23 protein-coding genes are annotated in these 21,315 nt (G+C 56.6%); 4 read left to right on the forward strand and 19 right to left on the reverse strand.

The window, feature by feature from the left end:
* Positions 1-30: 30 nt before the first annotated feature.
* A complete protein-coding gene (locus tag QMG93_RS20890; RefSeq protein WP_281939803.1) occupies positions 31-681 on the reverse strand; it encodes a DedA family protein in 651 nt (216 codons plus the stop codon).
* Between the two features lie 139 nt (positions 682-820).
* A complete protein-coding gene (gene pcp, locus QMG93_RS20895) occupies positions 821-1,471 on the reverse strand; it encodes a pyroglutamyl-peptidase I (RefSeq protein WP_281939805.1) in 651 nt (216 codons plus the stop codon).
* A gap of 110 nt (positions 1,472-1,581) precedes the next feature.
* Here pcp and QMG93_RS20900 point away from each other — a divergent pair, with 110 nt between their 5' ends.
* Complete coding sequence (locus tag QMG93_RS20900; protein ID WP_281939824.1) at positions 1,582-2,340, forward strand: IclR family transcriptional regulator; 759 nt, start codon at positions 1,582-1,584, stop codon at positions 2,338-2,340.
* Positions 2,341-2,362: 22 nt separating this feature from the next.
* On the opposite strand, the gene QMG93_RS20905 is transcribed toward QMG93_RS20900, so the two are convergent.
* The 10 genes from QMG93_RS20905 to QMG93_RS20950 all read right to left on the reverse strand — a co-directional run bounded on the left by QMG93_RS20905 (position 2,363) and on the right by QMG93_RS20950 (position 11,887).
* Positions 2,363-3,313: a DUF979 domain-containing protein gene (locus QMG93_RS20905; RefSeq protein ID WP_281939826.1), complete on the reverse strand. Its 951-nt coding sequence runs from the start codon at positions 3,311-3,313 to the stop codon at positions 2,363-2,365.
* Positions 3,303-4,025 carry a DUF969 domain-containing protein gene (locus QMG93_RS20910; protein WP_281939828.1) on the reverse strand — a complete coding sequence of 241 codons (723 nt, stop codon included), beginning with the start codon at positions 4,023-4,025 and terminating at the stop codon, positions 3,303-3,305. Before QMG93_RS20910 ends, QMG93_RS20905 begins: the two co-directional genes overlap by 11 nt.
* A gap of 16 nt (positions 4,026-4,041) precedes the next feature.
* The gene (locus QMG93_RS20915; RefSeq protein ID WP_281939830.1) at positions 4,042-4,815 is read right to left on the reverse strand and encodes a LamB/YcsF family protein; all 774 of its coding nucleotides are present in this window, start codon (positions 4,813-4,815) and stop codon (positions 4,042-4,044) included.
* A 51-nt stretch (positions 4,816-4,866) separates the two neighbouring features.
* A complete protein-coding gene (locus tag QMG93_RS20920) occupies positions 4,867-5,877 on the reverse strand; it encodes a biotin-dependent carboxyltransferase family protein (protein ID WP_281939831.1) in 1,011 nt (336 codons plus the stop codon).
* Positions 5,874-6,644 (reverse strand): 5-oxoprolinase subunit PxpB, encoded by a 771-nt coding sequence (gene pxpB / locus QMG93_RS20925; RefSeq protein ID WP_281939833.1) that lies wholly within the window; start codon positions 6,642-6,644, stop codon positions 5,874-5,876. Before pxpB ends, QMG93_RS20920 begins: the two co-directional genes overlap by 4 nt.
* A gap of 15 nt (positions 6,645-6,659) precedes the next feature.
* Positions 6,660-8,030: an acetyl-CoA carboxylase biotin carboxylase subunit gene (gene accC / locus QMG93_RS20930; RefSeq protein WP_281939835.1), complete on the reverse strand. Its 1,371-nt coding sequence runs from the start codon at positions 8,028-8,030 to the stop codon at positions 6,660-6,662.
* Positions 8,031-8,064: 34 nt separating this feature from the next.
* Positions 8,065-8,568: an acetyl-CoA carboxylase biotin carboxyl carrier protein gene (gene accB, locus QMG93_RS20935; protein ID WP_281939837.1), complete on the reverse strand. Its 504-nt coding sequence runs from the start codon at positions 8,566-8,568 to the stop codon at positions 8,065-8,067.
* Between the two features lie 242 nt (positions 8,569-8,810).
* Positions 8,811-9,377, reverse strand: coding sequence for a GNAT family N-acetyltransferase (locus tag QMG93_RS20940; protein WP_281939839.1), 567 nt, complete (start codon positions 9,375-9,377; stop codon positions 8,811-8,813).
* 37 nt (positions 9,378-9,414) lie between these two features.
* Positions 9,415-11,214: an ABC transporter substrate-binding protein gene (locus tag QMG93_RS20945; protein WP_281939841.1), complete on the reverse strand. Its 1,800-nt coding sequence runs from the start codon at positions 11,212-11,214 to the stop codon at positions 9,415-9,417.
* A 94-nt stretch (positions 11,215-11,308) separates the two neighbouring features.
* On the reverse strand, positions 11,309-11,887 hold the full coding sequence (locus tag QMG93_RS20950; RefSeq protein ID WP_216793521.1) for a hypothetical protein: 579 nt from the start codon (positions 11,885-11,887) through the stop codon (positions 11,309-11,311).
* A gap of 154 nt (positions 11,888-12,041) precedes the next feature.
* On the opposite strand from QMG93_RS20950, the gene QMG93_RS20955 reads away from it, so the two are divergent.
* Positions 12,042-12,368, forward strand: coding sequence for an ArsR/SmtB family transcription factor (locus tag QMG93_RS20955; RefSeq protein WP_281939844.1), 327 nt, complete (start codon positions 12,042-12,044; stop codon positions 12,366-12,368).
* Between the two features lie 73 nt (positions 12,369-12,441).
* On the opposite strand, the gene QMG93_RS20960 is transcribed toward QMG93_RS20955, so the two are convergent.
* Positions 12,442-13,827: an ADP-ribosylglycohydrolase family protein gene (locus QMG93_RS20960; protein WP_281939846.1), complete on the reverse strand. Its 1,386-nt coding sequence runs from the start codon at positions 13,825-13,827 to the stop codon at positions 12,442-12,444.
* A 41-nt stretch (positions 13,828-13,868) separates the two neighbouring features.
* Positions 13,869-14,771, reverse strand: coding sequence for an AraC family transcriptional regulator (locus QMG93_RS20965; RefSeq protein ID WP_281939848.1), 903 nt, complete (start codon positions 14,769-14,771; stop codon positions 13,869-13,871).
* A gap of 178 nt (positions 14,772-14,949) precedes the next feature.
* On the opposite strand from QMG93_RS20965, the gene QMG93_RS20970 reads away from it, so the two are divergent.
* Positions 14,950-16,677, forward strand: coding sequence for a SulP family inorganic anion transporter (locus tag QMG93_RS20970; RefSeq protein WP_281939850.1), 1,728 nt, complete (start codon positions 14,950-14,952; stop codon positions 16,675-16,677).
* Positions 16,678-16,730: 53 nt separating this feature from the next.
* Here the strand turns inward: QMG93_RS20970 and QMG93_RS20975 are convergent, their stop codons facing one another.
* The 4 genes from QMG93_RS20975 to QMG93_RS20990 all read right to left on the reverse strand — a co-directional run bounded on the left by QMG93_RS20975 (position 16,731) and on the right by QMG93_RS20990 (position 20,016).
* Positions 16,731-16,910 carry a small acid-soluble spore protein H gene (locus QMG93_RS20975; protein WP_054976951.1) on the reverse strand — a complete coding sequence of 60 codons (180 nt, stop codon included), beginning with the start codon at positions 16,908-16,910 and terminating at the stop codon, positions 16,731-16,733.
* 77 nt (positions 16,911-16,987) lie between these two features.
* Positions 16,988-17,758: a LutC/YkgG family protein gene (locus tag QMG93_RS20980; protein ID WP_281939852.1), complete on the reverse strand. Its 771-nt coding sequence runs from the start codon at positions 17,756-17,758 to the stop codon at positions 16,988-16,990.
* The gene (locus QMG93_RS20985; protein ID WP_281940101.1) at positions 17,751-19,280 is read right to left on the reverse strand and encodes a LutB/LldF family L-lactate oxidation iron-sulfur protein; all 1,530 of its coding nucleotides are present in this window, start codon (positions 19,278-19,280) and stop codon (positions 17,751-17,753) included. Before QMG93_RS20985 ends, QMG93_RS20980 begins: the two co-directional genes overlap by 8 nt.
* Positions 19,270-20,016 (reverse strand): (Fe-S)-binding protein, encoded by a 747-nt coding sequence (locus QMG93_RS20990; RefSeq protein ID WP_281939853.1) that lies wholly within the window; start codon positions 20,014-20,016, stop codon positions 19,270-19,272. The genes QMG93_RS20985 and QMG93_RS20990 overlap by 11 nt, the downstream gene beginning before the upstream one ends.
* 194 nt (positions 20,017-20,210) lie before the next feature.
* Between QMG93_RS20990 and QMG93_RS20995 the strand changes: the two genes are divergently transcribed.
* Positions 20,211-20,456: a hypothetical protein gene (locus tag QMG93_RS20995; RefSeq protein WP_281939854.1), complete on the forward strand. Its 246-nt coding sequence runs from the start codon at positions 20,211-20,213 to the stop codon at positions 20,454-20,456.
* Positions 20,457-20,493: 37 nt separating this feature from the next.
* On the opposite strand, the gene QMG93_RS21000 is transcribed toward QMG93_RS20995, so the two are convergent.
* Positions 20,494-21,246 (reverse strand): FadR/GntR family transcriptional regulator, encoded by a 753-nt coding sequence (locus QMG93_RS21000; RefSeq protein WP_413789317.1) that lies wholly within the window; start codon positions 21,244-21,246, stop codon positions 20,494-20,496.
* Positions 21,247-21,315 lie beyond the last annotated feature (69 nt).

Consider the following 21,315-nt stretch of genomic DNA (forward strand, 5'->3'; position numbering starts at 1 on the left):
CTCAAAGCCCCGGACGCCGCTGTTTTTTCCTTATTTTGCAGAGCGGACGAATAATTTCTGCAGCCCCACATATCTCGCACGCAGCCACTGGATCAGCAGCGCTTTTTTCTTCTTCGCCAGCACCGCCAGCCCCGCGAGCAGAGCAAGAACGACGACCGCCCCGAAGGAGTATTGGGTAATCAGATGCAGCAGTTGCTCGATCTTCGCTCCAAAAATATGGCCCACTGTCACATAAGTCATGACCCACAAAATCCCGCCGATCCCGTTGTAAAGCAGAAGGGTGCCGAAGCGGACCTTGAGAATCCCGGCGACATAGCCCGTAAAGTGCCGCAGACCAGGGACGAAATAACTGACCAGAATGAGCTTGTCTCCGTATTTCCCAAACCATTCCGTCAATTGGCGGAGACGCTCCGGCTTAAGGAAGAAGTACTTGCCGTATTTTTCAAAAAACGGAGTGCCGAGCCGTCGGCCCAGCATATAGGTGACGAACGTTCCCGTAATTGCCCCGAGATAGGACACGAGGATAATCGATGTCAGTTGAAACGTGCCCAGAGAAGCCATATGCCCTGCGATGGCCATAGCCAGTTCCCCTGGAAACGGCAGCGCCAGTGATTCGGCGAACAATCCGAAAAATAAGACGAAGTAACCGTACTGTCCAAACATTTGACTAATCCATTCCATGATCAAGCTCCTTATCGACAAAATTCCGTCTGTCTATCAGCTATTTCAAGTATAGCTGGATGACGGACCGTCAATAACGGCCTTAGGGTTAGTTTTGGAACTGGCCTTTGGTCTTGGTAAGCCTGCGACTTAAAGACAGTTAGCAGATTTGCCCTGTCGAAACGACGATGTCCTCTTGATAGCGGATCGCCGCCCCGATTCCTGCCTCCAGCCCTTTGACGATAGCCTCAAGACTCATGCTCGGCTGTCCTTTATGCTGTACGGCTTGTTCCGGCAAGAACGGAATATGAATAAAGCCTCCGCGAACCGCCGTGTTGCCCGTCGTGGCCAGATGATGCATCAAGCCGTAAAACAGATGATTGCAAACGAACGTGCCAGCCGTATGCGATACGGAAGCCGGAATGCCGTGATCGTTCATCTCCTTCACCATGGCTTTGATCGGAAGCGTAGACCAGTAGGCGGCGGGTCCCCCGGGGATGACCGGCGTATCGATCGGCTGCTGCCCGTCATTGTCGGCAATCCTGGCGTCGTTGATATTAATGGCGATCCTTTCGATCGTAATATCCGGCCGGCCGCCGGCTTGACCGACACAAATGACGAGCTTCGGCTTCATTTCCGACACAGCCGCAAGCAGCCGCTCGATCGATTTATCGAATACGGTCGGGATCTCGCGGGTTTCCACGCGATGGCCTTCCACCGTGATTCCCTGCAGTCTCCTGACGGCTTCCAAAGCCGGATTCACCCGCTGCCCTCCGAAAGGATCAAACCCGGTAACAAGAATGGTTTCCACTGTCATATCCTCCTCGCTATATAAAACCTGGTTTTAAAGCTGGAATGTATTTTCATATTTTAATATAATTGAAGCAGCGTTCCGATATACGGAATCAGTTGGAGGTTGCCATGCAGAATAAAAACAAGACCGTCGTCAAAGCCAAAGAGATTCTGGATCTCTTTCTAACCTACGAACAGCTATCTTTGCAGGAAATGTCGACGTTATCGGGACAAGCGAAAACGACCGTGCACCGCATGATCGGGTCGCTCGAGGAAATGGGCCTGCTCGCCAAAACCGCAGAAGGAAAATACGAGCTCGGCTTTATGTTCCTGCAATTCGGCCAGTTGGTCAAGGAGCGTCTCGATATCCGCAAAATCGCCCTGCCGGTCATGAAGCAGCTGCGGGACGATGTGGAAGAGGCTGCCAATCTGGTCATCCGGGAAGGAAACGAAGCGATCTACATCGAGAAGGTGGATACGACCCAGCCGGTAAGGGTGTTCACCCAAATCGGCCGCAGAGCCGCTCTATACGCCGGAGCCTGTCCGCGGATTCTACTCTCGTTCATGCCGCAGCAGGAGCTGCAAACATATATTGAAGAAACGCCCCTCGTCGCCTACGCGGACGGCACGATCACCGACAAGCCGAAGCTTCTCGAATCGATTCAAGAAGCCAAAGCGCGCGGCTACACGATCAGCCATTCGGAGCTGCGCAATTTTACTTCGGCCGTAGCCGTTCCTATTTATAATTATAGCGGACAAGTGATTGCGGGGCTAAGCATCTCCGGATTGGAAAACCGCTTTACCGAGCAGCGTCTGCCGGAATTAATCGAGAAGACCGTGACCGCAGGCAAAGCGATTTCCAAAAATATGGGATATTTAGAGCATTGATACGATGTGCGTCGGACAGCCGCTAAAAAGCGAGAACATACATCAGTACGATATTGGCCGCCAACAAAATCAACGCTGTCGGCACTTGGGCCTTGATGACGCTATACTTGGGCAGATCGAGCAAAGCGGCCGGTACGATGTTAAAGTTGGCTCCCATCGGCGTCATCAGCGTCCCGCAGTAGCCGGACAGCATGCCGATGGCGGACATGACCGCCGGATTGGCCCCATGCATGCCTACGAGCAACGGAAGGCCGATGCCCGCCGTCATGACCGGGAACGCGGCAAAAGCGTTGCCCATGATCATCGTAAATACGGCCATCCCGATGGAATAGGCGGCTACGACGAGCAGACGGTTGTCTACCGGAATGGAAGAACCGACCAGCTCCGCGATCACTTTGCCGACGCCCGCTGCCGAGAACAGCGCCCCCAAGCTCGCGAGCGTTTGCGGGAGCACGGCAGCCCAGCCGATCGAATCGAGCAGGCGCCGCGATTCCTTCACCGGGACGATGCTTTTTTGTTTGGTCAGCGTAATGGCCGCGACGAATGCCAGCACACACGCTACGCCAAGGGCTGCCAGCGTTACGTTGGACTTGTCCAGCAGCCGCAAGCCGCCGATGGTCACATCCTTGAGCAAAGTGGCTCCGATCAGCGTGAGGAGCGGAATCATCAGAATCGGCAGGAACAGCTTGTTTTTATATTTCGCCGCCGAAGCCGCCCGTTCTTCATCCGCCACTTGCTTATGCTTGCCCGGTCGAACGCCCCCAAAGCCTGCGATGACCGCCATAATAATGACGATGATTCCCATATACATCGGAGGAATAAGCTTGCCGAAAGCGAACGATACGGCGAAAAGCGCCCAAAACGCCGCCGTCAGCAGCCGTCTCGGATTGCTTGTATCCTTCAAGCTGAGGCCTGCGATAACGATCAAAAAGACCGCGGCTACATAATAAACGTATTCCAGATTAACGAGCATGGCTCTGCACCTCTTCCAAGGTTTCTTCGGACGAGCCGGACGGCTCCGAATCGATCATCTGCTTGATTTTACGGTCCAGCAGGTACAGCCTTGTGCCATGAATGAGAAACGCCGCGATTGCCGTCGGGATCCCCCAGACGGAGACGTGCAAAGGCTCCACTTGAACGCCATTTTGCGCTAAGAAGCCTTGGATCAGTAATACGGCGCCAAAAGCGATGAATACGTCTTCTCCAAAAAACAGGCCCACATTGTCTGTCGATGCGGAATAAGCTTTGATCCGGTCGGAAACGTTTTTGGGCAAAGGCCCGTGTCTGTGCGCGGCCGCGCCTTCGGCCATCGGAGAAACAAGCGGACGAACCATCTGGGCGTGCCCGCCAAGGCTGGTCAGCCCAATGGCCGCGGTCGCTTGGCGGATCACCAGGTAGACCAGCAGCAGCCGGCCTGTCGTGGCCGCTTTAATTTTGCCGATCAACTGCTGCGACTGCTCCTTCAGACCGTACCGTTCCAGCAGGCCGACAACCGGGAGCGTAAGGATAAACAAGGACAAGTAGCGGTTGGAAACGAAAGCATTGCCGAAGGTTGTCAAAATTTCGCCGAAGGACAGATGGCCGGCAATTCCCGTTACAATCCCGGCCGCGCAAACGACAAGCAGCGGATTAAAGCGCAGGGCGAAGCCGACGATGACGATCAGGACTCCAAGCAGCGTCAACATAAATGTATTCCTCCTTTTAGATGTTGCGGTTATCGTGAGCCGGCACTAGTGTAATTCCTTCGGCTTGGAGCATGTCCCGTATGCCGCGGGCGAACTCCACGGCATGCTTCCCGTCGCCATGGATACAGATCGTCTCGGCCAGGATGGGAACATCCGTCCCCTGCTGCGATCTGACCGTTCCTTCCTTCACCATGGTCATAATTTGCTTGACGGCGGCCGACGGATCGTTGATCATAGCGTCCTGTTGGCTGCGCGGAGTCAGGCTTCCGTCCGATTGATAGGTCCGGTCGGCAAACACCTCGCTTGCCGTCAGCAAGCCGAGCTTGGCTCCCGCGCGAATCAGCTCGCTTCCGGACAGGCCGTACAAGATCAGCTGCGGATTCACTTTATAAACGGCTTCCGCAATCGCCTCGGCCAGCTTGGCGCTGCGGGCCGCCATATTGTATAATGCCCCGTGCGGCTTGACGTGACGCATCACGCCCCCTTCTGCTTGGACGAAGCCGTTCAGCGCCCCGATTTGGTAGACGACCATATCGAACGCCTCCTGCGGCGAGATCTCCATATTCCGCCGGCCGAAGCCGATTAAGTCCGGAAGCCCCGGATGGGCGCCGATGGCCACCTTGTTATCCAGCGCGGACTTGACGGTTTGACGCATCGTGCCGGGATCTCCGGCGTGGAAGCCACAGGCGATATTCACCGACGTGACAAGCCGCAGCATTTCCTCGTCGTTTCCCTGCTTATAGGCCCCGAAGCTTTCCCCGAGATCGCAATTTAAATCCACCACATACATAGGCTGCGCCTCCTTTCAAATTTCAGCGGATAACGCACCGCCGGGCGTCACTCATCGGGCCTTCAAATAAAGCTTTATCGCCCTGGTCAATCGTTCGAATTCCAGCTCTTTCCGGATATAAAGCTCCTCGGCCTCATGCAAAGAAACTTCGGCGAAACGGATGCTGTCTCCGGGCTTGGCTTGGGCCAAAACCGGAAGATCCGCCGTGATGACCTGCGCGATTCTTGGATAGCCTCCGATCGTTTGCCGGTCCGCCATCAGCACAATCGGATTCCCTTCGGGCGGCACCTGCACGGTACCGAATGAAACCGCTTCAGAAAGTGTCTCCAGCGATTCCTTAAAAGCCAGCGCCTCCCCCTGCAACCGGTAGCCCATCCGGTCCGACTGCGGCGTAATCCGGAAGGGCCGGGTGACAAACGCGGTTTGGCTTTCTTCCGTAAAAGCATCGTATTCCCGGCCCCGGATCACTCGGATCACGGGTTCTTTAGCATAGGCGGGGAGCGCTTCGTTCCCGATAAACCATTCCGCTGCCAGCCACCTCCTCGCACGTAGAGCAGACTGCCGGGCTTTCAGATACCCGGTTGCCAGTTCGGTTGGAAGACCGAGGCCAAGCCGGTCGCCGGCCTTCAAGGCTCTCCCTTCGTGCCCTCCGATTTCCGCCCGAAGGTACGTGCTGCGGCTGTGCATCACCGGCGGAACATCGATTCCGCCCGCTACCGCCAAATACGCGCGGGCGCCCGACCGGCACGGCCCGAATTCGAGCGTTGAGCCTTGTTTGATCAAGAGGGGCCTCCATAAAGGAAGCGGCTCTCCTTCAATTGTGGGCGATAAATTTCCGCCACAGACGGAAATGAGCGAATCGGCTTCAAAGCAGATGGCCGTTCCCATTAACGTGACTTCCAAGGCAGCTGCGTTCTCTTCGTTGCCGACCAACACATTCGCCGCCCGAAGCGCGAACGTATCCATAGCCCCGCTGACGATAACTCCCTGCCGTTGAAATCCGAACCTCCCTTTATCCTGTATCGTGGTCAAGAGTCCCGGATTGACGATCTGCATGCTCATGTGCTGTCCTCTTTCCACTCTTCGAATTGTTTAAGCCCGATCGGCTGAAATCGCACGATATCTCCCGCCTTCAACAAACTGGGCGAAGAATCGTCGGGGCGAAATAACGGCAGCGGCGTTCTTCCGATCAACTGCCATCCTCCCGGCGTGGAGATCGGATAAATTCCGGTCTGGTTTCCTCCGATGCCTACCGTTCCCGCCTCAATCTGCAGCCGCGGCGTGCCTCGCCGCGGGGTGGCGATACGTTCGGACAGCCCGCCTAAGTAAGGAAAGCCCGGAGCGAACCCGATCATATAGACCAAATAATCTTGCGACGAATGAATTTCGATGACTTCTTCGGGAGTCAATCCGTGATATTCGGCTACGCTGTTCAAATCCGGCCCCAATTCGCCTCCGTAGCATACAGGGATGCGAACAATATTCGAAGCGCTTTCAAAGGTATTATCCAAATTAGCGGCCGCCCGCTTGACGATGCCTCGGACGATCTCATACGGGGAGCGGAACCCGTTGCCGTCTCGTGCTCTGCAGCTTTCCCCCGTTAACGGGTCCATCAGCTTCAAGGGATCGTAAAAAACGGTAACCGTCACAAAGGCTGGAACGATTTCGATCAGCCCCGGAAACGGATGCCGCTCAAAATAGGCGGCCAGAGCTTGAACTTGGCGGTGCGTCTTCGGATCGATGCCGCTGCCCAATTGGACGGAAACCGCAGCATCGCCCAGTGGATATATTTCCGGCTCCATCCGCTCTTCGCGCTGGTTGTCAGGCATGCTGCCCACCTCTTTTCATCGATGTTCGTTCGCGGGTCGTTCCGGATGGATTTCATGCGTTTCCAGAAACTTGGTATCAAAATCGCCCGATACGAACGTCTCGTGCTCCATCAATTGCCGATGAAACGGAATCGTCGTCTTAATCCCGTCGATCACAAACTCGTCCAGGGCCCTTCTCATACGGCGAATGGCATCCTGCCGGTCTTTGCCCCATACAATGAGCTTCGCGACCATGGAATCGTAGAACGGCGTAATCTGGTAGCCAGCATACACCGAGCTGTCGACCCGAACGCCGAAGCCTCCCGGAGGCGTGTAAGCCGTAACTTTGCCCGGCGAGGGCATGAAATCTTGCGCCGGATTCTCGGCATTGATCCGGCATTCCATCGCCCATCCGTTGATGCGGATGTCCTGTTGACGGAACGAAAGCGAGCATCCTGCCGCTACGGTCAACTGTTCTTTGATGAGGTCGATCCCGGTGACCATTTCCGTGACCGGATGCTCGACCTGAATGCGGGTGTTCATTTCCATAAAATAAAACCGACCATGCCGATCCAGCAAAAATTCCACGGTGCCTGCGCCACGATAACGGACCGCTTTGGCGGCGGCGACGGCCGCAGCGCCCATTCGCCCCCGCAATTCGGCGTCGATCGCAGGGGACGGTGCCTCTTCCACCAGCTTCTGATGACGTCGTTGAATCGAACAATCCCTCTCGCCAAGATAGACGACTTGGCCCTCTTGGTCGGCCATAATCTGCACTTCGACGTGCCTTGGACCTTCCAAATATTTTTCCAGATAGACGCCGGAATTGCCGAAAGCCGCGTCCGCTTCTTTCCGCGCTTGCTGGATCACCTCGGCCAGTTGCTTTTCGTCCTGGGCGACCCTCATCCCTTTGCCTCCGCCGCCGGCGGTTGCTTTTACGATCACCGGATAGCCGATTTCCGCCGCCATCCGAAGGGCGTCTTCCACCCGATCGATGATGCCGTCCGTACCCGGAACGACCGGAACGCCTGCCTCCCGCATCGTTTCTTTGGCCACGGCCTTATCGCCCATCTTGCGAATCGCTTCCGCGTCCGGTCCGATAAACGCGATGCCGTATTCTTCGCATGTTTCCGCAAAATCGGCATTTTCGGACAGGAATCCGTAGCCGGGATGAATCGCGTCGGCCCCCGCATGCAAAGCGACGGCGATCAGACGGACCACATTCAGATAGCTGTCTTTGGCGGCCGTCGGCCCGATACAGTAGGCTTCGTCCGCCATGCTCACATGCAAGGAAGACTTGTCCGCTTGGGAGTAAACTGCAACCGTTTTCATATCCAGTTCTTTACATGCCCTTATAATGCGAACGGCGATTTCTCCGCGATTGGCAATCAATACTTTCTTAAACATGAGATGCTCCCTTCCGTCCGTTTGATTCACGCGATTACTCGGGTTTGACGATAAAGAGCGGCTGCCCGTATTCTACGAATTGCCCGTTCTCGACGGCGATCTCGACGATTTCCCCCGATACCTTGGCCGATACTTCCGTAAACAGCTTCATGGCCTCCAGCACGCAAACCACTTTCTCCGGAGTGACCTTGTCTCCAACCTGCACGAAAGGAACCGCTCCCTGCTCGGCGGACGTATAAAACGTGCCGACGGTTGGCGCGACGATCTCGATGAGCTTGGGAGCATCCGGCTCCGCGTTCTTTTCGGCCATGGCCGTCTGCGCGCCGTCGGGTTCCGAAGGCTTCGCACCCGCAGCTTCCGCATGCTCCGCCATGGGCTCCGACGCCGCTTTCGTGCTGCGTTTGTCCGCTTTTGGCGGTAAGGCGGCGTTGTCTTTCACAATTAGTAATTGTGCCGTCCCATCCGAATATTTAAACTTCTGAACGGGTGACCGGCCAATCAGTTCGATGATGTCTTGCAGCTCTTGCTTCGTAAACACGTTGCCGCCTCCTTGAAAGGAATTCGTCGAAATGATGAGTCAAACTTTTGTTGTACCGAATTTCGGAATTTGAATTCCGTTTTTTAATAGTTTGATTGTAACAACATCTTTCTAAAAAAACAAGATGCTATGTGATGTTTTTTAACATCATTAAATCAAAAATTTTTTGGTTCGAATTCACCAAAAAACATAAAAAGAGCTTCAAACCCGCCGATAACCTCGGGCTTGAAGCTCTTGATTTTTTAGTTCACGGGAACGACCCGCTTCACCATATGATCGTATAAATGGCCGCTGACCTCCAACTGACCGTCCGCTTCGTAGCCTTTGGCCTCGTACAACCGTCTCGCTTTGTCGTTGCTTTCCTCGACGATCAGCGATACCTTGTCGTATCCCCGCCTTGCGGCTTCCGCTTCGAACGCCTCCATCAAAGCTTTGGCAATGCCCTGCCCCTGATGGGCCGGATCGACGGCAAGCGAATCCAAATAAAATTCGTCGTCCCGCGCTTCTTTCGTAAGCTTGACGTCGAGTTGACCGATCCCGGCCAGCCGCTCGGCGAGCGGCCGGTCCAATTCGTCCGTACGGCTGCCGTGGTAGAACAAAATAAAGCCGACCGGACGACCGTCCCGCTCCGCAACGAGCGTATTCTCATAGCTGAGGCGGTTGTCCCGGCGCTCATAAAATTCGCGCAATATTTGCTGCGCCTGCTCCGGGTCGGTGGTACCCGTCAAAGTAAACGCAATATCGCCGATGGCGGAATAAATGAGCGGTATGACGCAAACGGCGTCCCCCGGTTGAGCTTGTCGTATCATCGGAATCCTCCTCAGGCTTCGGCCGTGCAAGTCAGTCTTACACGGACTGCAGCCAAACATTTTTGAAATCGATCCAGCCGAGCGAATTAATCGTTACCCCGCGCAAGGACGGGTCGTGCACCGTCTGGAGCCCTTTGAACAAGAGGAACAGCGCCACATGCTCATGATTCAGAAGCGCCTCCAGCTCCTGCATCCGGTGCTTGCGGTATTCGGGCGAAGGAGAGGCCAACAGGTCGGACGCAATTTTGTCTACGCGCGCGCTCAATTCTTCGTCCATGACGAGGCGGATGTAGCTGTCTTCGCGCAAATACAGCTCCAGCAGCGACACTTCTCCTTCGTCGATCACGAATTGATGCAGCAGCGCCTCCGCGTTCAAAGTACGGTCCCGGACACGCCGGGCCAGCTCGTCGATCTCGTAGCAGACGACCTCCGCCTCGATCCCGAACTCCCGGCAGCGGTCCCGCAGCCAGTGCGCGTCCGCCAGATGCTTCCAAATAGCTGCGATCCGAAACGGCTCTCCCGTATACCCCATCTCGTCCAAAAGCTTCCGGGCGACGGACGGATCAAACGCATGATCCTCCTGCCCCAAATAATTGTGAGGCTGCATTCCGGTTGCGGGAAAGCGGCGGTTTTCGCCCAACTGCTCCACCATGCTCTTCCGGTCGACCAGATGATGCAGCGCTTTGCGAAAGCGAACGTCCTGCTGCGGTCCGCCCTGCTGCATATTATAGGACAACATCGAACAGCCGTTGTTCAGCAGCTCGATACGCTCCCAGTGATGCCGCACCGGATAGGTGACGCCGTCATGATTGCATAGCATTTTTTCGGAATCGGTAACTTGAAAGCTGTGCAATTCTTCCGGAGGCAGGAACACCACCTCGACCCGGTCCAAGTGCGCCCGGCCCTCGAAATAGGAGGGGTTCGCCGTCAGCACGCACCGATTCTCGTTCCACAGCTCCAAGCGGAACGGGCCGCTGCCGACCGGAGCCAGCGTGAACGCCTCTTCCCTGCCGTCCACCAGCTCTTCGGGCAAAATGCTGGTGGCAGGGAAGCACAAATAGCGAAGCAGCAAATGATTCGGCGAGCGCAACCGGATTTCGACGACCCGCTCGTCCAGCACGCGCACTTCGTCGAAGCCTTGAACCAGCCAGCGCTGCGTCAAAGGGTCCGTCTCGCGCATGAGCCGCCGCAGCGAAAAGGCGACGTCGTGAGCCGTTAATTCCCGACCATGGTGGAACATAATGCCTCGCCGTAAGTAAAATTTCCATGTGAGGTGGTCCGGACTGCACTCCCAGTAGTGGGCAACCTTCGGCTCCACCGTCTGGCGCTGCTCGTTAAAGATGACCAGCGTATTATACAGCTGCTTCATCAAATGCACCTCGAACGCATAGATCATCCGCCCGGGATCAAGGGTCAGAATGGACCGAAACACCGGGAAGCGCAGCGTTTCAACCGGCTTGCTGTCCGCTGTTTCCTTCTTGTAGCCGAAATAATCGGACAGCCACGCCATGAACCGTTCCTTCGTATCCGTTCCCTGGCCGAACCGATCCAGCCACTCCAGCGCGTCATTCAGCCGGCCTTCCTGCATCGCCCGTTTGGACAGCTCCAGCAGCAGCTCCTGCGGTTCCATAAGAAACCGGATCCGGGATACATGCCCGCGGCCACGGCCCGGGCTCCACTCGATCCAGCCGGCGCTTTCCAGCTTTTTAAGAACTATTTTCACATTCCGCTCCGTACAAAGCCAGAGCCCTGTAAGGTTGGCCACCGACACTTCCGGCCAAGCTTCCCCCGGCATATGGAAGGTACGATGCAGCTCAAAGTATTGGATTTCCAGCATGATCGTTTCAGCCGCTTTCGTTTGGGTTAAGCTTATTGTACTTCTTTTTGGGCTTGGGGTGAACCCGGGGGGGAATGCTTGCGGGATGCGGGGGCTAGACGAGCTGGGCCTTGGCCCGGTGAAACTGCTGGAAATCGCTTGTCAATCGGTACAGCTTGGCTTCGGTTTTTTTCACGAATTTCGGATTGGTGCTCTCCAATATTTCGTCGATATGCCAGTCCAGCTTCCCTTTTAGCTCGACAAGCCAGGAAGCGGGACGATCCTGCCGGAGCCGCCGCAAATCGTCCGCGAAAGCTTCGGATAAAAAACGGAGCTTCGGCGGCTCCAGCCAGCCACGGACGGCAAAGTGGCGCGGGGTCGTATCATACCGGAACTGCTGCCCCGGCACTTGATCCCAGAACTCTTCCCATTCCCGGATCAAGTCGGCTTCGTAATAGATATACTTCAAGAAACCGCACAACCAAGCCGTACAGCTCGTATTACGCTGTCCGCAGCCGACGCCGTCTTCCAAAAACGGGCAGCCTGAGCAGCAGGAGCCGCCGCCCGGAATGCAAACTTTACAGATCAGATCCGCTCCCACACCTTCGAGGTAAGCCAAACCCGCTTCGATCACTTCTTGTTTGGTCGTCGGGCGTGCGAGCTCTTTTTGTTCCCAAGTCCAAAAACCGGACATACGCCATCGCCTCTTTCTACGAATAACCGCTCAAATCTTTGATTATTTGAATATAACAATATTATACGCTCACGGTTTGTTTTACAACCGGCTTCTTTTCTGTGGTATGATATTCATATATTCAGACGTTCAACGTTTTAAGGGGCTTAGATCCATGAATCGTGAAATCCAGCAGTTTAAAGCGGAGTTTTTCAAGGCGTTGGCGCATCCTATGCGCATCCGGATTCTTGAGGTACTGTGCGAAGGGGACAAAAACGTCAACGAGCTGCAGGCTATTCTGGGAAGCGAAGGCTCCGCCGTGTCGCAGCAGTTGGCCGTGCTCCGCAGCAAAAATGTGGTCAGCGGGACCAAAGACGGAACCTCCGTTATTTATTCTTTACGCGATCCTCTGATTAAAGACCTCCTCGGGGTAGCCAGACAAATCTTCGATAATCATTTGGTGGACGCCATCTCGCTGCTTGAAAACATACGCAACGAATAATTATGCCGACGAACGATTGCAAATGTCAAAAAACCGGTATCCTTGTGCTTGCAAGGAGCCGGTTTTTTGGTCGTTATCCGTTGATGCGGCGATAAACCTCGTAGCTGCGCCGGGCGCATTCCGAAATCGCGATCGGATGAAAGCCGTTTATTTCCGAATATAACGTATCGTTCAGCTTCGCGGTCCAACGCTCCGGCAGCCGCTTCGCCCCGTCTATCGCGCCCATGATCGAACCGACGGTCGCGCCGTTGCAGTCGGTGTCCCAGCCGCCGAGCACCGCTGTCGTGACCGCGGTCTCGAAATCGCCGCGGCCGAAGACGAGCGCTGCCGCGCATAAGGCGGCGTTGTTGTTCGTATGCACCGGATGGTAATGCTTGAACGCTTCCCAGATCCGGTCAACCAGTTCGACCTGGTCTTTCGCTTCCCGGGCGATCGCCACCGCTTGACGAATATCGCTAGCCAAGCGGCAGTGCTGCGGAATTTCGCTCAAGCCGATCTCAACGATCCGCTCCGGGTCGCTTTCGACGAACGCCGCGGCAATCATCGCCGCCACAAACATGGCGCCATAGATGCCGTTCTTCACGTGGGAGAACGAAGCGTCCCGCCAAGCGAATTCGGCGGCCAGTTCGGGATGCCCGGCCGCACCGTAGGCCAATCCGTCCACGCGAATTTGCGCGCCGATCCATTCTCGGTAAGGATTCAAATGCATCCGCACCCATTCCTTTTGCGCATCGGAATCCGTTTCCCGCTGCCACCCCATCTGGCTGTTCAGCACCGTAAAGTTGACGTAGGACCGCGCCTCGGCGGTGAACACCTTATGAAACGGCAAATGCTTAAGCCACAAGCCGCCGACGTCCCACGAGTCCCATTCCTTCCCCTTCTCCTCCAGCAGCAGCAGACCGAGCACCGTATAGCGGATATCGTCGTCCGTTTCCATATACCGGATACGCTCCAGCTCGCTTTCCTTTCCGTAAGGGGCAAGTGCGAGACCATATCGCTCCTGCGCCCGCGACTGTCCCGGCGTGTAATCTCGAATCGGCCAAGCATCCGCTCCTTCGAACCACAGCTTCACGTTGGCCCAGCCGGGATGACTATCCGTGCCGTACAGGAACGGCCCAATCTCCAGCGGTTTGCCAAGCGCGCAGCCGACGCTTCGTCCGAGCCACGCGCCATAAAACTTATCCTTCCACTGCTCCTCCGTCCAATCCGCTTGCAGCTTGCGCGGACCTTCCGGACGTGTCGCCCGGATCTCGTCCAGCCCGTTCGGCTCCGTATACGGGAAATCCGCCGCGATCGGCAATGCGGACAATTCCTCGTAAACGGCCGTCAGTCTGACGGCATCTTCCCCAGCCTCCTCCAGCTTCGCTTGAAAACCCTCAACGTCGCAGCCTTCTTCCTTCCGCTGCTTGATTTCGTCACGCAGCAAGCCTTGCAGCGCTTGCCAGCCCCAACCTGCCATTTGCTCTCCCCATTTCCGTATCGAATGTACACCTGCCTGACCTAAGTTGTACTTTCATTGTAATCGGCGGGAGAGCGCGTCGTCGTCTTATTTTCACCCGAGTCATTCTCAAAAACGGCTAACTTCCTCGATAGCTCGCGATATTCCAGCGGAGCGGCGCCGACGATTTGCCTAAACGCACGGTAAAACGGCGCATGGCTCTGGAAGCCGCTTGCAAACATCACCTCCGCCATCGGCAGCTCGGTGCTTGCCAGCAACCGCTTGGCTTCGTTCACGCGCAGCCGGAGCAAATACTGCTTAAACCCGACGCCCAGCTTCTCCTGAAAAAGATGCCGCGCCCGGGACGGGCTTAAGCCAAGCCGGGCAGCCGCGTCTTCCAGCGTCAGCGATTCTCGAAAACGCTCGTCGATATAATCGAGCGCCGGTTTGATCCGGTAGTAGGACGAGAGGGTTCGGTTCCATTCCGCAGACGACGTTTGTTCGCTGTAATGCCTGAGCAGCAGCGCGCAAATCTGCAAAATTTTCCCCCGCATCATGCCATGATAGCCCGGCCGCTTGTCCCGCTGCTCGTCTGCGAGCTCATGGAACAGCCCTCCGATTCGGCGGGCCACGTCCAGTTCCCCTGGAATGCGGTTCTGAAACTTCGTCGGCAAATAAACGAACGGCAGCAGCAGCTCCATATCCGCCTGCTCGATCACCATCGGGTCAAAATATAAAAACAGATAATGGCTTGGATTGTCCGCATCCGACGCGGCGGCATGCCGCTCCAGATGGTTGACGACGAAGACGTCGCCTGGCTGGGCCGCATAGGCTTTTTGCCCGAAGTAAAAGGTGCCACTGCCCGATAAACAATAACCGATCTCCAAATGGTCGTGGGTATGAAACGGATCGATATGCACGCGCGGGGACCATTCGAATAGATGGATTGCCGGCTCTTTTCGCATACTTTTCATGTCGCTCCTTGCCTCGCGGGCTATTGTGCCCTGTAGGGGTTTCGTTCCTTTCATTATACCTGAGATGATGCAAAAATCGGCACTTGTCCGCCCATTGACAAGAACGGATTCCCGGGTGTATATTCCCCATATATTCAAATAATCAAATATATGAAAAGAAGGTCTTGTCATGAAGCGGTCGGGTAGATTTGACGGGTACAGCGCAAATGATTTTCGCCGGGATCTGATCTCAGGCTCGATTGTCGGGGTTATAGCCATTCCTTTGGGGATGGCTTTTGCCATTGCGGCCGGAGTCAAGCCTCAGTATGGCATTTATACGACGGTGATTGCCGGATTTCTCATCTCGCTGCTCGGCGGCTCCAAATTCCAGATCGGCGGGCCGACAGGCGCGTTCGTTCCTATTTTGTTCGCTATTGTGATGCAGTACGGTTATGAAAATTTGCTGATCGCCGGCGGACTGGCGGGAATCCTCCTTGTTTTGATGGGGGTATTCAAGCTCGGCGCGCTGATTCAGTTTATTCCCCGTCCGGTAACGATCGGCTTTACCGCCGGAATCGCCGTCATCATTTTCACCGGCCAAATCTCGAATTTTCTGGGGCTGAGCGGCATCCGCAAGCATGAGGATTTTATATCCAATATGAAAGAGATCGGGCTGCACCTGTCGACGGTAAACCTATACAGCGTCCTAACGGCGGTCGTGTGTCTCGCTTTGTTATTGGTGACCCCGAAGCTGCTGCCCCGGGTGCCCGGATCGCTCGTCGGCCTGCTGGTATCCAGCGTGCTGTCGGTCTTGCTGTTTGAGGGCCGGGTCGATACGATCGGGTCGACGTACGGCGCCATTCCCGGGACGCTTCCCCAGTTTCACGTGCCCGAGGTAACGCTTGAGAAGGTGATCCCGCTTCTTGGGCCGGCCTGCATCATCGCAGCACTCGGAGGAATCGAGTCGCTCTTGTCGGCGGTCGTAGCCGACGGCATGACGGGAAGCCGCCATCACAGCAACCGCGAGCTGATCGGACAAGGAATTGCGAACATCGTCACTCCTTTGTTCGGCGGAATTCCAGCGACGGGTGCGATTGCCAGAACCGCGGCGAATATTAAGAACGGTGCGGCGAGTCCTGTATCGGGGATGGTGCACAGCGTCTTCGTCCTGCTCGTGCTGATTGTGCTAGCCCCCTTGGCTTCTGCAATTCCGCTGGCCAGCATGGCGCCAATCCTGATGATCGTGGCCTGGAATATGAGCGAGCGCAGAGAGTTTGCTCATATTGTGAAAACAAGAACAGCCGATTCCGTCGTCCTGATCATTACTTTCTTGCTCACTGTGCTGACCGATCTGACGACGGCTGTGATCGCCGGATTGATTCTTGCAGTTGTCCTGTTCGTCCGACGAATGAGCGGCATGCTCAAGGTGGCCAAAGTTTTGCCTGATCCGGCTTCGCACCGCGGGAAAGTGGCTTCTCATATCGTAAACGACAGCCATGACTGCCCGCAGATTGCCATTATTTCGGTGGAGGGAGCGTTGTTTTTCGGAGCGGGAACGCTGTTTGAAAAATCGATTTCGGGGACGCTCGACGAACGGCCGAAAATTGTGATCCTGCGCCTCGGAAAAGTGCTGTTCATGGACACGACGGGGGAATCATATTTGGCCGGCGTGGTCCGGGATATCGTCCGGCAAGGCGGCGTCGTTCTCATCTCGGGCCTGCAGTCGCAGCCCCGGGACGTGTTGAAACGAACCGGACTCGACGAACTGATCGGAAAAGAACACTTTTTTGAACATACGGGCGAGGCGATTAACTACGCTTTGACCCGGCTGGAGCAACGGAAATGTCTGGGCTGCCGGCATTTTGCCTTTCGGGAGTGCGCCGCCTTGTCTCAACCGGATATTGCAAGCGAGCGTTAAAAAAGCAGCCCTGCCAAGTCGAGCTTGGCGGGGCTGCTGCATTATTGAACAGCTTAACCTTCTATTAAGCTGTTCAACGGAACCTCTTGCTCTTGCTCCGGCTGATCGAGCGGATAGATTCTGGCGGACTCCCGTTCTTCATCCACATGCTGGATATAAATCGGAACTCCTTCGTACGTCACGTTCGCCATCACCGGCGAAGCGGCGATTTCCTGGGCGCGCTGCTTATTCATGGCTATGACCTCCTTAGATTAGGTGACCGTCATAGTATGCGCCCAAGCGGCTGGAATATGCTTCCCTACTTCCCCGGCTACCGGATAATGACCGCGTATACCTTGCCCGGACCGTGGATGCCGATCGTCAGATCGTTCTCGATGTCGGCACTGCGGCTCGGCCCGGTAATCAAGTTAAGCGACGAAGCATACTGCGCCGGCAGCCGCTTGCCGCGGGTGATCTGCTCGAACGCCTCGCCCATCCGGTACACGAGCTGATCGGCCCGGAAGACGGCGAACAAAATTTCCGTCAACAAGCTCACCGAGCGGCCGTGCTGCGGGGAGCATTGGAGCACCAGAGTGCTCGTATTCGCTACGGCGAAGTCGGGCCAGACGATCCCGAGCTGGCAGCGCTCGGTTCGCTTCAGCAGCTCGCTCCGCTGCGCCCAGTTCGCGCCCCCCGCCGCCTTCGGCCATGCCGCGCTGTCATCCGCTTCCACCGGCCGCCATGGCGCGACGGCGATGCCTGAGGCAGCCAGCGCCTCGTCCAAGCCAAGCGCCGTCAGCCCTTCGTGCTCCCAGCGGGACACATGCGTAACGCCAAGCTCGGCGGCGATGTCGCGCAGCCAAGCGCCGACTTTGTCTGCCGCCTCGGCTTCATCCACCACCAGCACCTTGCCGGTCAAAGCCTGCCAGTTGCGGGCGAACAGCTCGATCTTTTCCTCCGTTGAAGGCTTGATCTGTTTGTAAAATTCCGGCGCACCGCGAAAAGGATGCGCCGGAGCCGCCGCCGGGACCTCCCGGCGTCCGAGCCTCGACGACAAATTCGCGATAAACGCTTCGCGGCCGCGGATCGTTCCGTTACTCATGGCGCCCGCCTCCTTTCGCTGAGCCATCCGCCTCGTCCCGTCCGGGCACAGCTTGCCCGCGGACTGCTCCGGCTTCGCTCCGGTCGGCCTGCTGCTTCAGCTCCTGCTGGAGCGCCTCCCAGCGGTCGCGGAACGACAGCTTCGGCTTCATTGGGAAATGGCGGGACTGCGTCCAGCCTGCTGCCGGACCCGGCGCCTTCTTGATCACGCCCTGACTCACGAAAGGCTTCATCATATAATAGGCGGACTTCGTCGCCATCTTGTACAGCGTGACGTTCCCGAACGTCGTCCGGAACGTCTTGAAGGCGGCGCGCTCCGCCAGCGGCGTTAACCCGAGCCGCACCTTGCGCGCCCGAAGCTGCACCAGCATGTCGTGCAGCGGAATTTTGACCGGGCATGCCTCGTAGCATGCTCCGCACAGGCTGGAGGCGTAAGCGAGCTGCCCCGCTTCCTTCATGTCCTGCTGGAGCAGCGGCGTCAGCACCGCCCCGATCGGGCCGCTGTACACGCTGCCGTAGGTGTGGCCGCCCACGTGACGGTACACGGGGCACACGTTCAGACAGGCCGCACAGCGGATGCAGTGCAGCACCTCCTGAAACACCGGATCGCCAAGCTGCGCCGACCGTCCGTTGTCCAGCACAATCAGATGCAGCTCCTCCGGCCCGTCGAGCTCGCCTTCACGTCGCGGCCCGGTAATCATCGACGTGTAAGTCGTCAGCTTCTGCCCGGTCGCGCTGCGGGCAAGCAGGTTCAGGACGACCTCCAGGTCGTCATAGGTCGGTACCAGCCGCTCCATGCCCATGACGACGACGTGGCACTTCGGCAGCGTCGTCACCATCCGCCCGTTGCCTTCGTTGGACACGAGCGTGATCGCCCCCGATTCGGCAACGCCGAAATTACAGCCGGTCAGCCCGATATCCGCTTCCAGGAAATAATTGCGCAGCCGCTGCTTGGCATACTTCGCCAGCACCTTCGTCTCCGGCGCAAACGTCTCGCCCGCTTCCTCCGAAAAAATATCCGCGATCTGCTGCTTGTTTTTGTGAATCGCCGGAATGATCAGGTGCGACGGCGTCTCCTTCGCGAGCTGCAGGATGTACTCGCCGAGATCCGTCTCGATCGCCTCGATCCCGCGTTCCTCCAAATGACGGTTCAGATGGATTTCCTCCGATACCATCGATTTTCCTTTTGCCACCAGCTTCGCCCGGCGCTTCTCCGCAATTTCCATAAACGTCTTGACCGCCTCGTCCCCCGTCTGGCAAAAATAGACGTGGCCTCCGGCTTTGGAAACGTTATCGGTAAACTGCGTCAAATAATAATCGAGATGCTCCACGACATGCTTCCGGATCTGTCTCCCCCGCTCCCGCCAATCCTCCCAATGGCCGAAATCGTCCGTCACCTGAAGCTTGGCCGTCTTCAGCTTGTCGGTCGTAAACGCAACCGCCTTGCGGAGAAAATCGTTCGCCAGCGCTTCTTCCGTACGCTTTTTTAAGCCCGTGCCGATCAATTCCTTCTCACTTGCCATGCCGCTCACCGCGCTTCACTCCTTCCTCCAGCAGTTGGGCCAGATGCATGACGCGCACCGGCTTGTTTTCTTTATTCAAACGGCCCCCGATGTTCATCAGACAGCCCATGTCCGTCCCGATCAACAGCTCGGCCTTCGTCGCGCAGACGTTGGCGGCTTTCTCGCATACCATCGCTTCCGACATGTCGGCCATCTTGACGGCAAACGTGCCTCCGAAGCCGCAGCAATCTTCCTTGCGGGGCAGCTCGACCAGCTCCAGCCCCTCGATATTCGCCATCAGCTCGCCCGGCTCCTCGCGCACCCCGAGCAAACGCATCGCATGGCAGGACGGATGATACGTCGCTTTGCCCTCGTACACGGCGCCGAGATCTGTGATTCCCAGCACGTTGACTAAAAACTGGGAAAACTCATACGTTTTCCCGATCAGCTTCTCCGCCTTGGCCTTCCACTCCGGCTCGTTCTCGAACAACTGCGGGTAATAATGGTGGACCATTCCGGTACAGGAGCCGGAAGGCGAGACGACATAATCGCTGTGCTCGAACGCGCGGATCAGGTTCCGCGCAACCTCTCGTGCTTCATCCTGGTAGCCGCTGTTGTACGCGGGCTGTCCGCAGCAGGTCTGCATCTGAGGAAAATCAACCTCGCAGCCGTATCGGTGCAGAAGCCTGACAACGCTTTCGCCGACTTCCGGGTAGATCTGGTCGGCCAAACATGTAATGAATAAAGAAACTCGCATACAGGTCCCCACTCCATCCCTCGGATTATGGTTTCTTCTCTTACTTGTCAGGTTATCAGATAAGTTGTTTTTTGAAAAGAGTCTTCTCCGTTAAGAGGCGAAACTTTTTACCGTGGAAGGCGTCGAATGAGGTAACGTCGAAGGGAAATTGAGGTGCTACGACGTTATTTTTCCAAGAAAGGAGTGAATTTCCGATGGGCAATCGTTTGAACAAAATTCTAGGTACGGTCTTCCTGCTCGCCAGCGGCGCCTACTACACCGCCGAGAGGATCGGGGCGAAGATTGCCGCAGCGATTCCTGTAGCCGGGTCGGCAACTCGAGGATCATACGATGCGACGCCGTCCAACCCGGCATTTTTTGAAAACTTTTTCGTATGGTTTTTTATGCTGGTCGGCTTCGTGCTGCTTACCTTCGGCTTTCCGAAAGACAAGGACGAATAGGCCGCTCGCTCGGCAACGGCCGGTCCTTCCCCTTGTCCTACTTTTTCAAATAACGGATCAGCACCTGCTCGACATGAAACAAATGCCGCCGCATCTCGTCCTGCGCAGCCCCCGAATCCTGCCGCTTGATCGCCTCGTACACGGCCTGATGCTCCTGCAGCAGCTGCCAGGACACCGTGCGGTTTGCATACATTTGCAGCCGGCGCGTTTCGCGGATTGCCGTCTGCATCTGCGTCGAGATCGATTCGATCATCCGCGCCATGATCGAATTGTGCGTCGCTTGGGCGAGTACAAGATGAAACTCGATATCCGCCCGCTCGCCTTCCTCTTCGTCGCCCAGATGCTCCTCCATCCGCTTGAGCACCGCCTCGAAGCGCCGCAGGTCGTCCTCCGTCCGCTTCTCTGCCGCCAGCGCCGCATTGGAAACCTCCAACGCTTGGCGCGCTTCGATTAGCTCCATCACCGTGTCCCGGCTCATCAGCAGCGAGTTGAATTCCGGCAAGTCCACGTCCTGCGAATCGATACTGCGCACGTAGCTGCCTTCCCCCTGGTGACTTTCCACTAGACCCATCGCTTTGAGCGCGCTGAGCGCTTCCCGGATCGTGGAGCGTCCCACTTGGTAGCTCTCCGACAGCTCCTTCGTGGAAGGAAGCTTATCGCCCGGCTTCAGCGCACCGCCGACGATCTGCTCTTTGATTTGCTCGGCGATGGCTTCGGAAATTTTGCGCGGCATAATTTTTTGAATATCCACCTTCCCGTCCCCCCGTTCGTCTTGACGCGTCAGTTCCATTATACCCGCTTTGGCAAGGAGCACAACCGGACGCGTCAGCAGTCCGTCCGGGAAGAACGGGAACAACGC

Source organism: Paenibacillus tyrphae (genome assembly GCF_027925525.1).
GTDB lineage: Bacteria > Bacillota > Bacilli > Paenibacillales > NBRC-103111 > Paenibacillus_G > Paenibacillus_G tyrfis_B.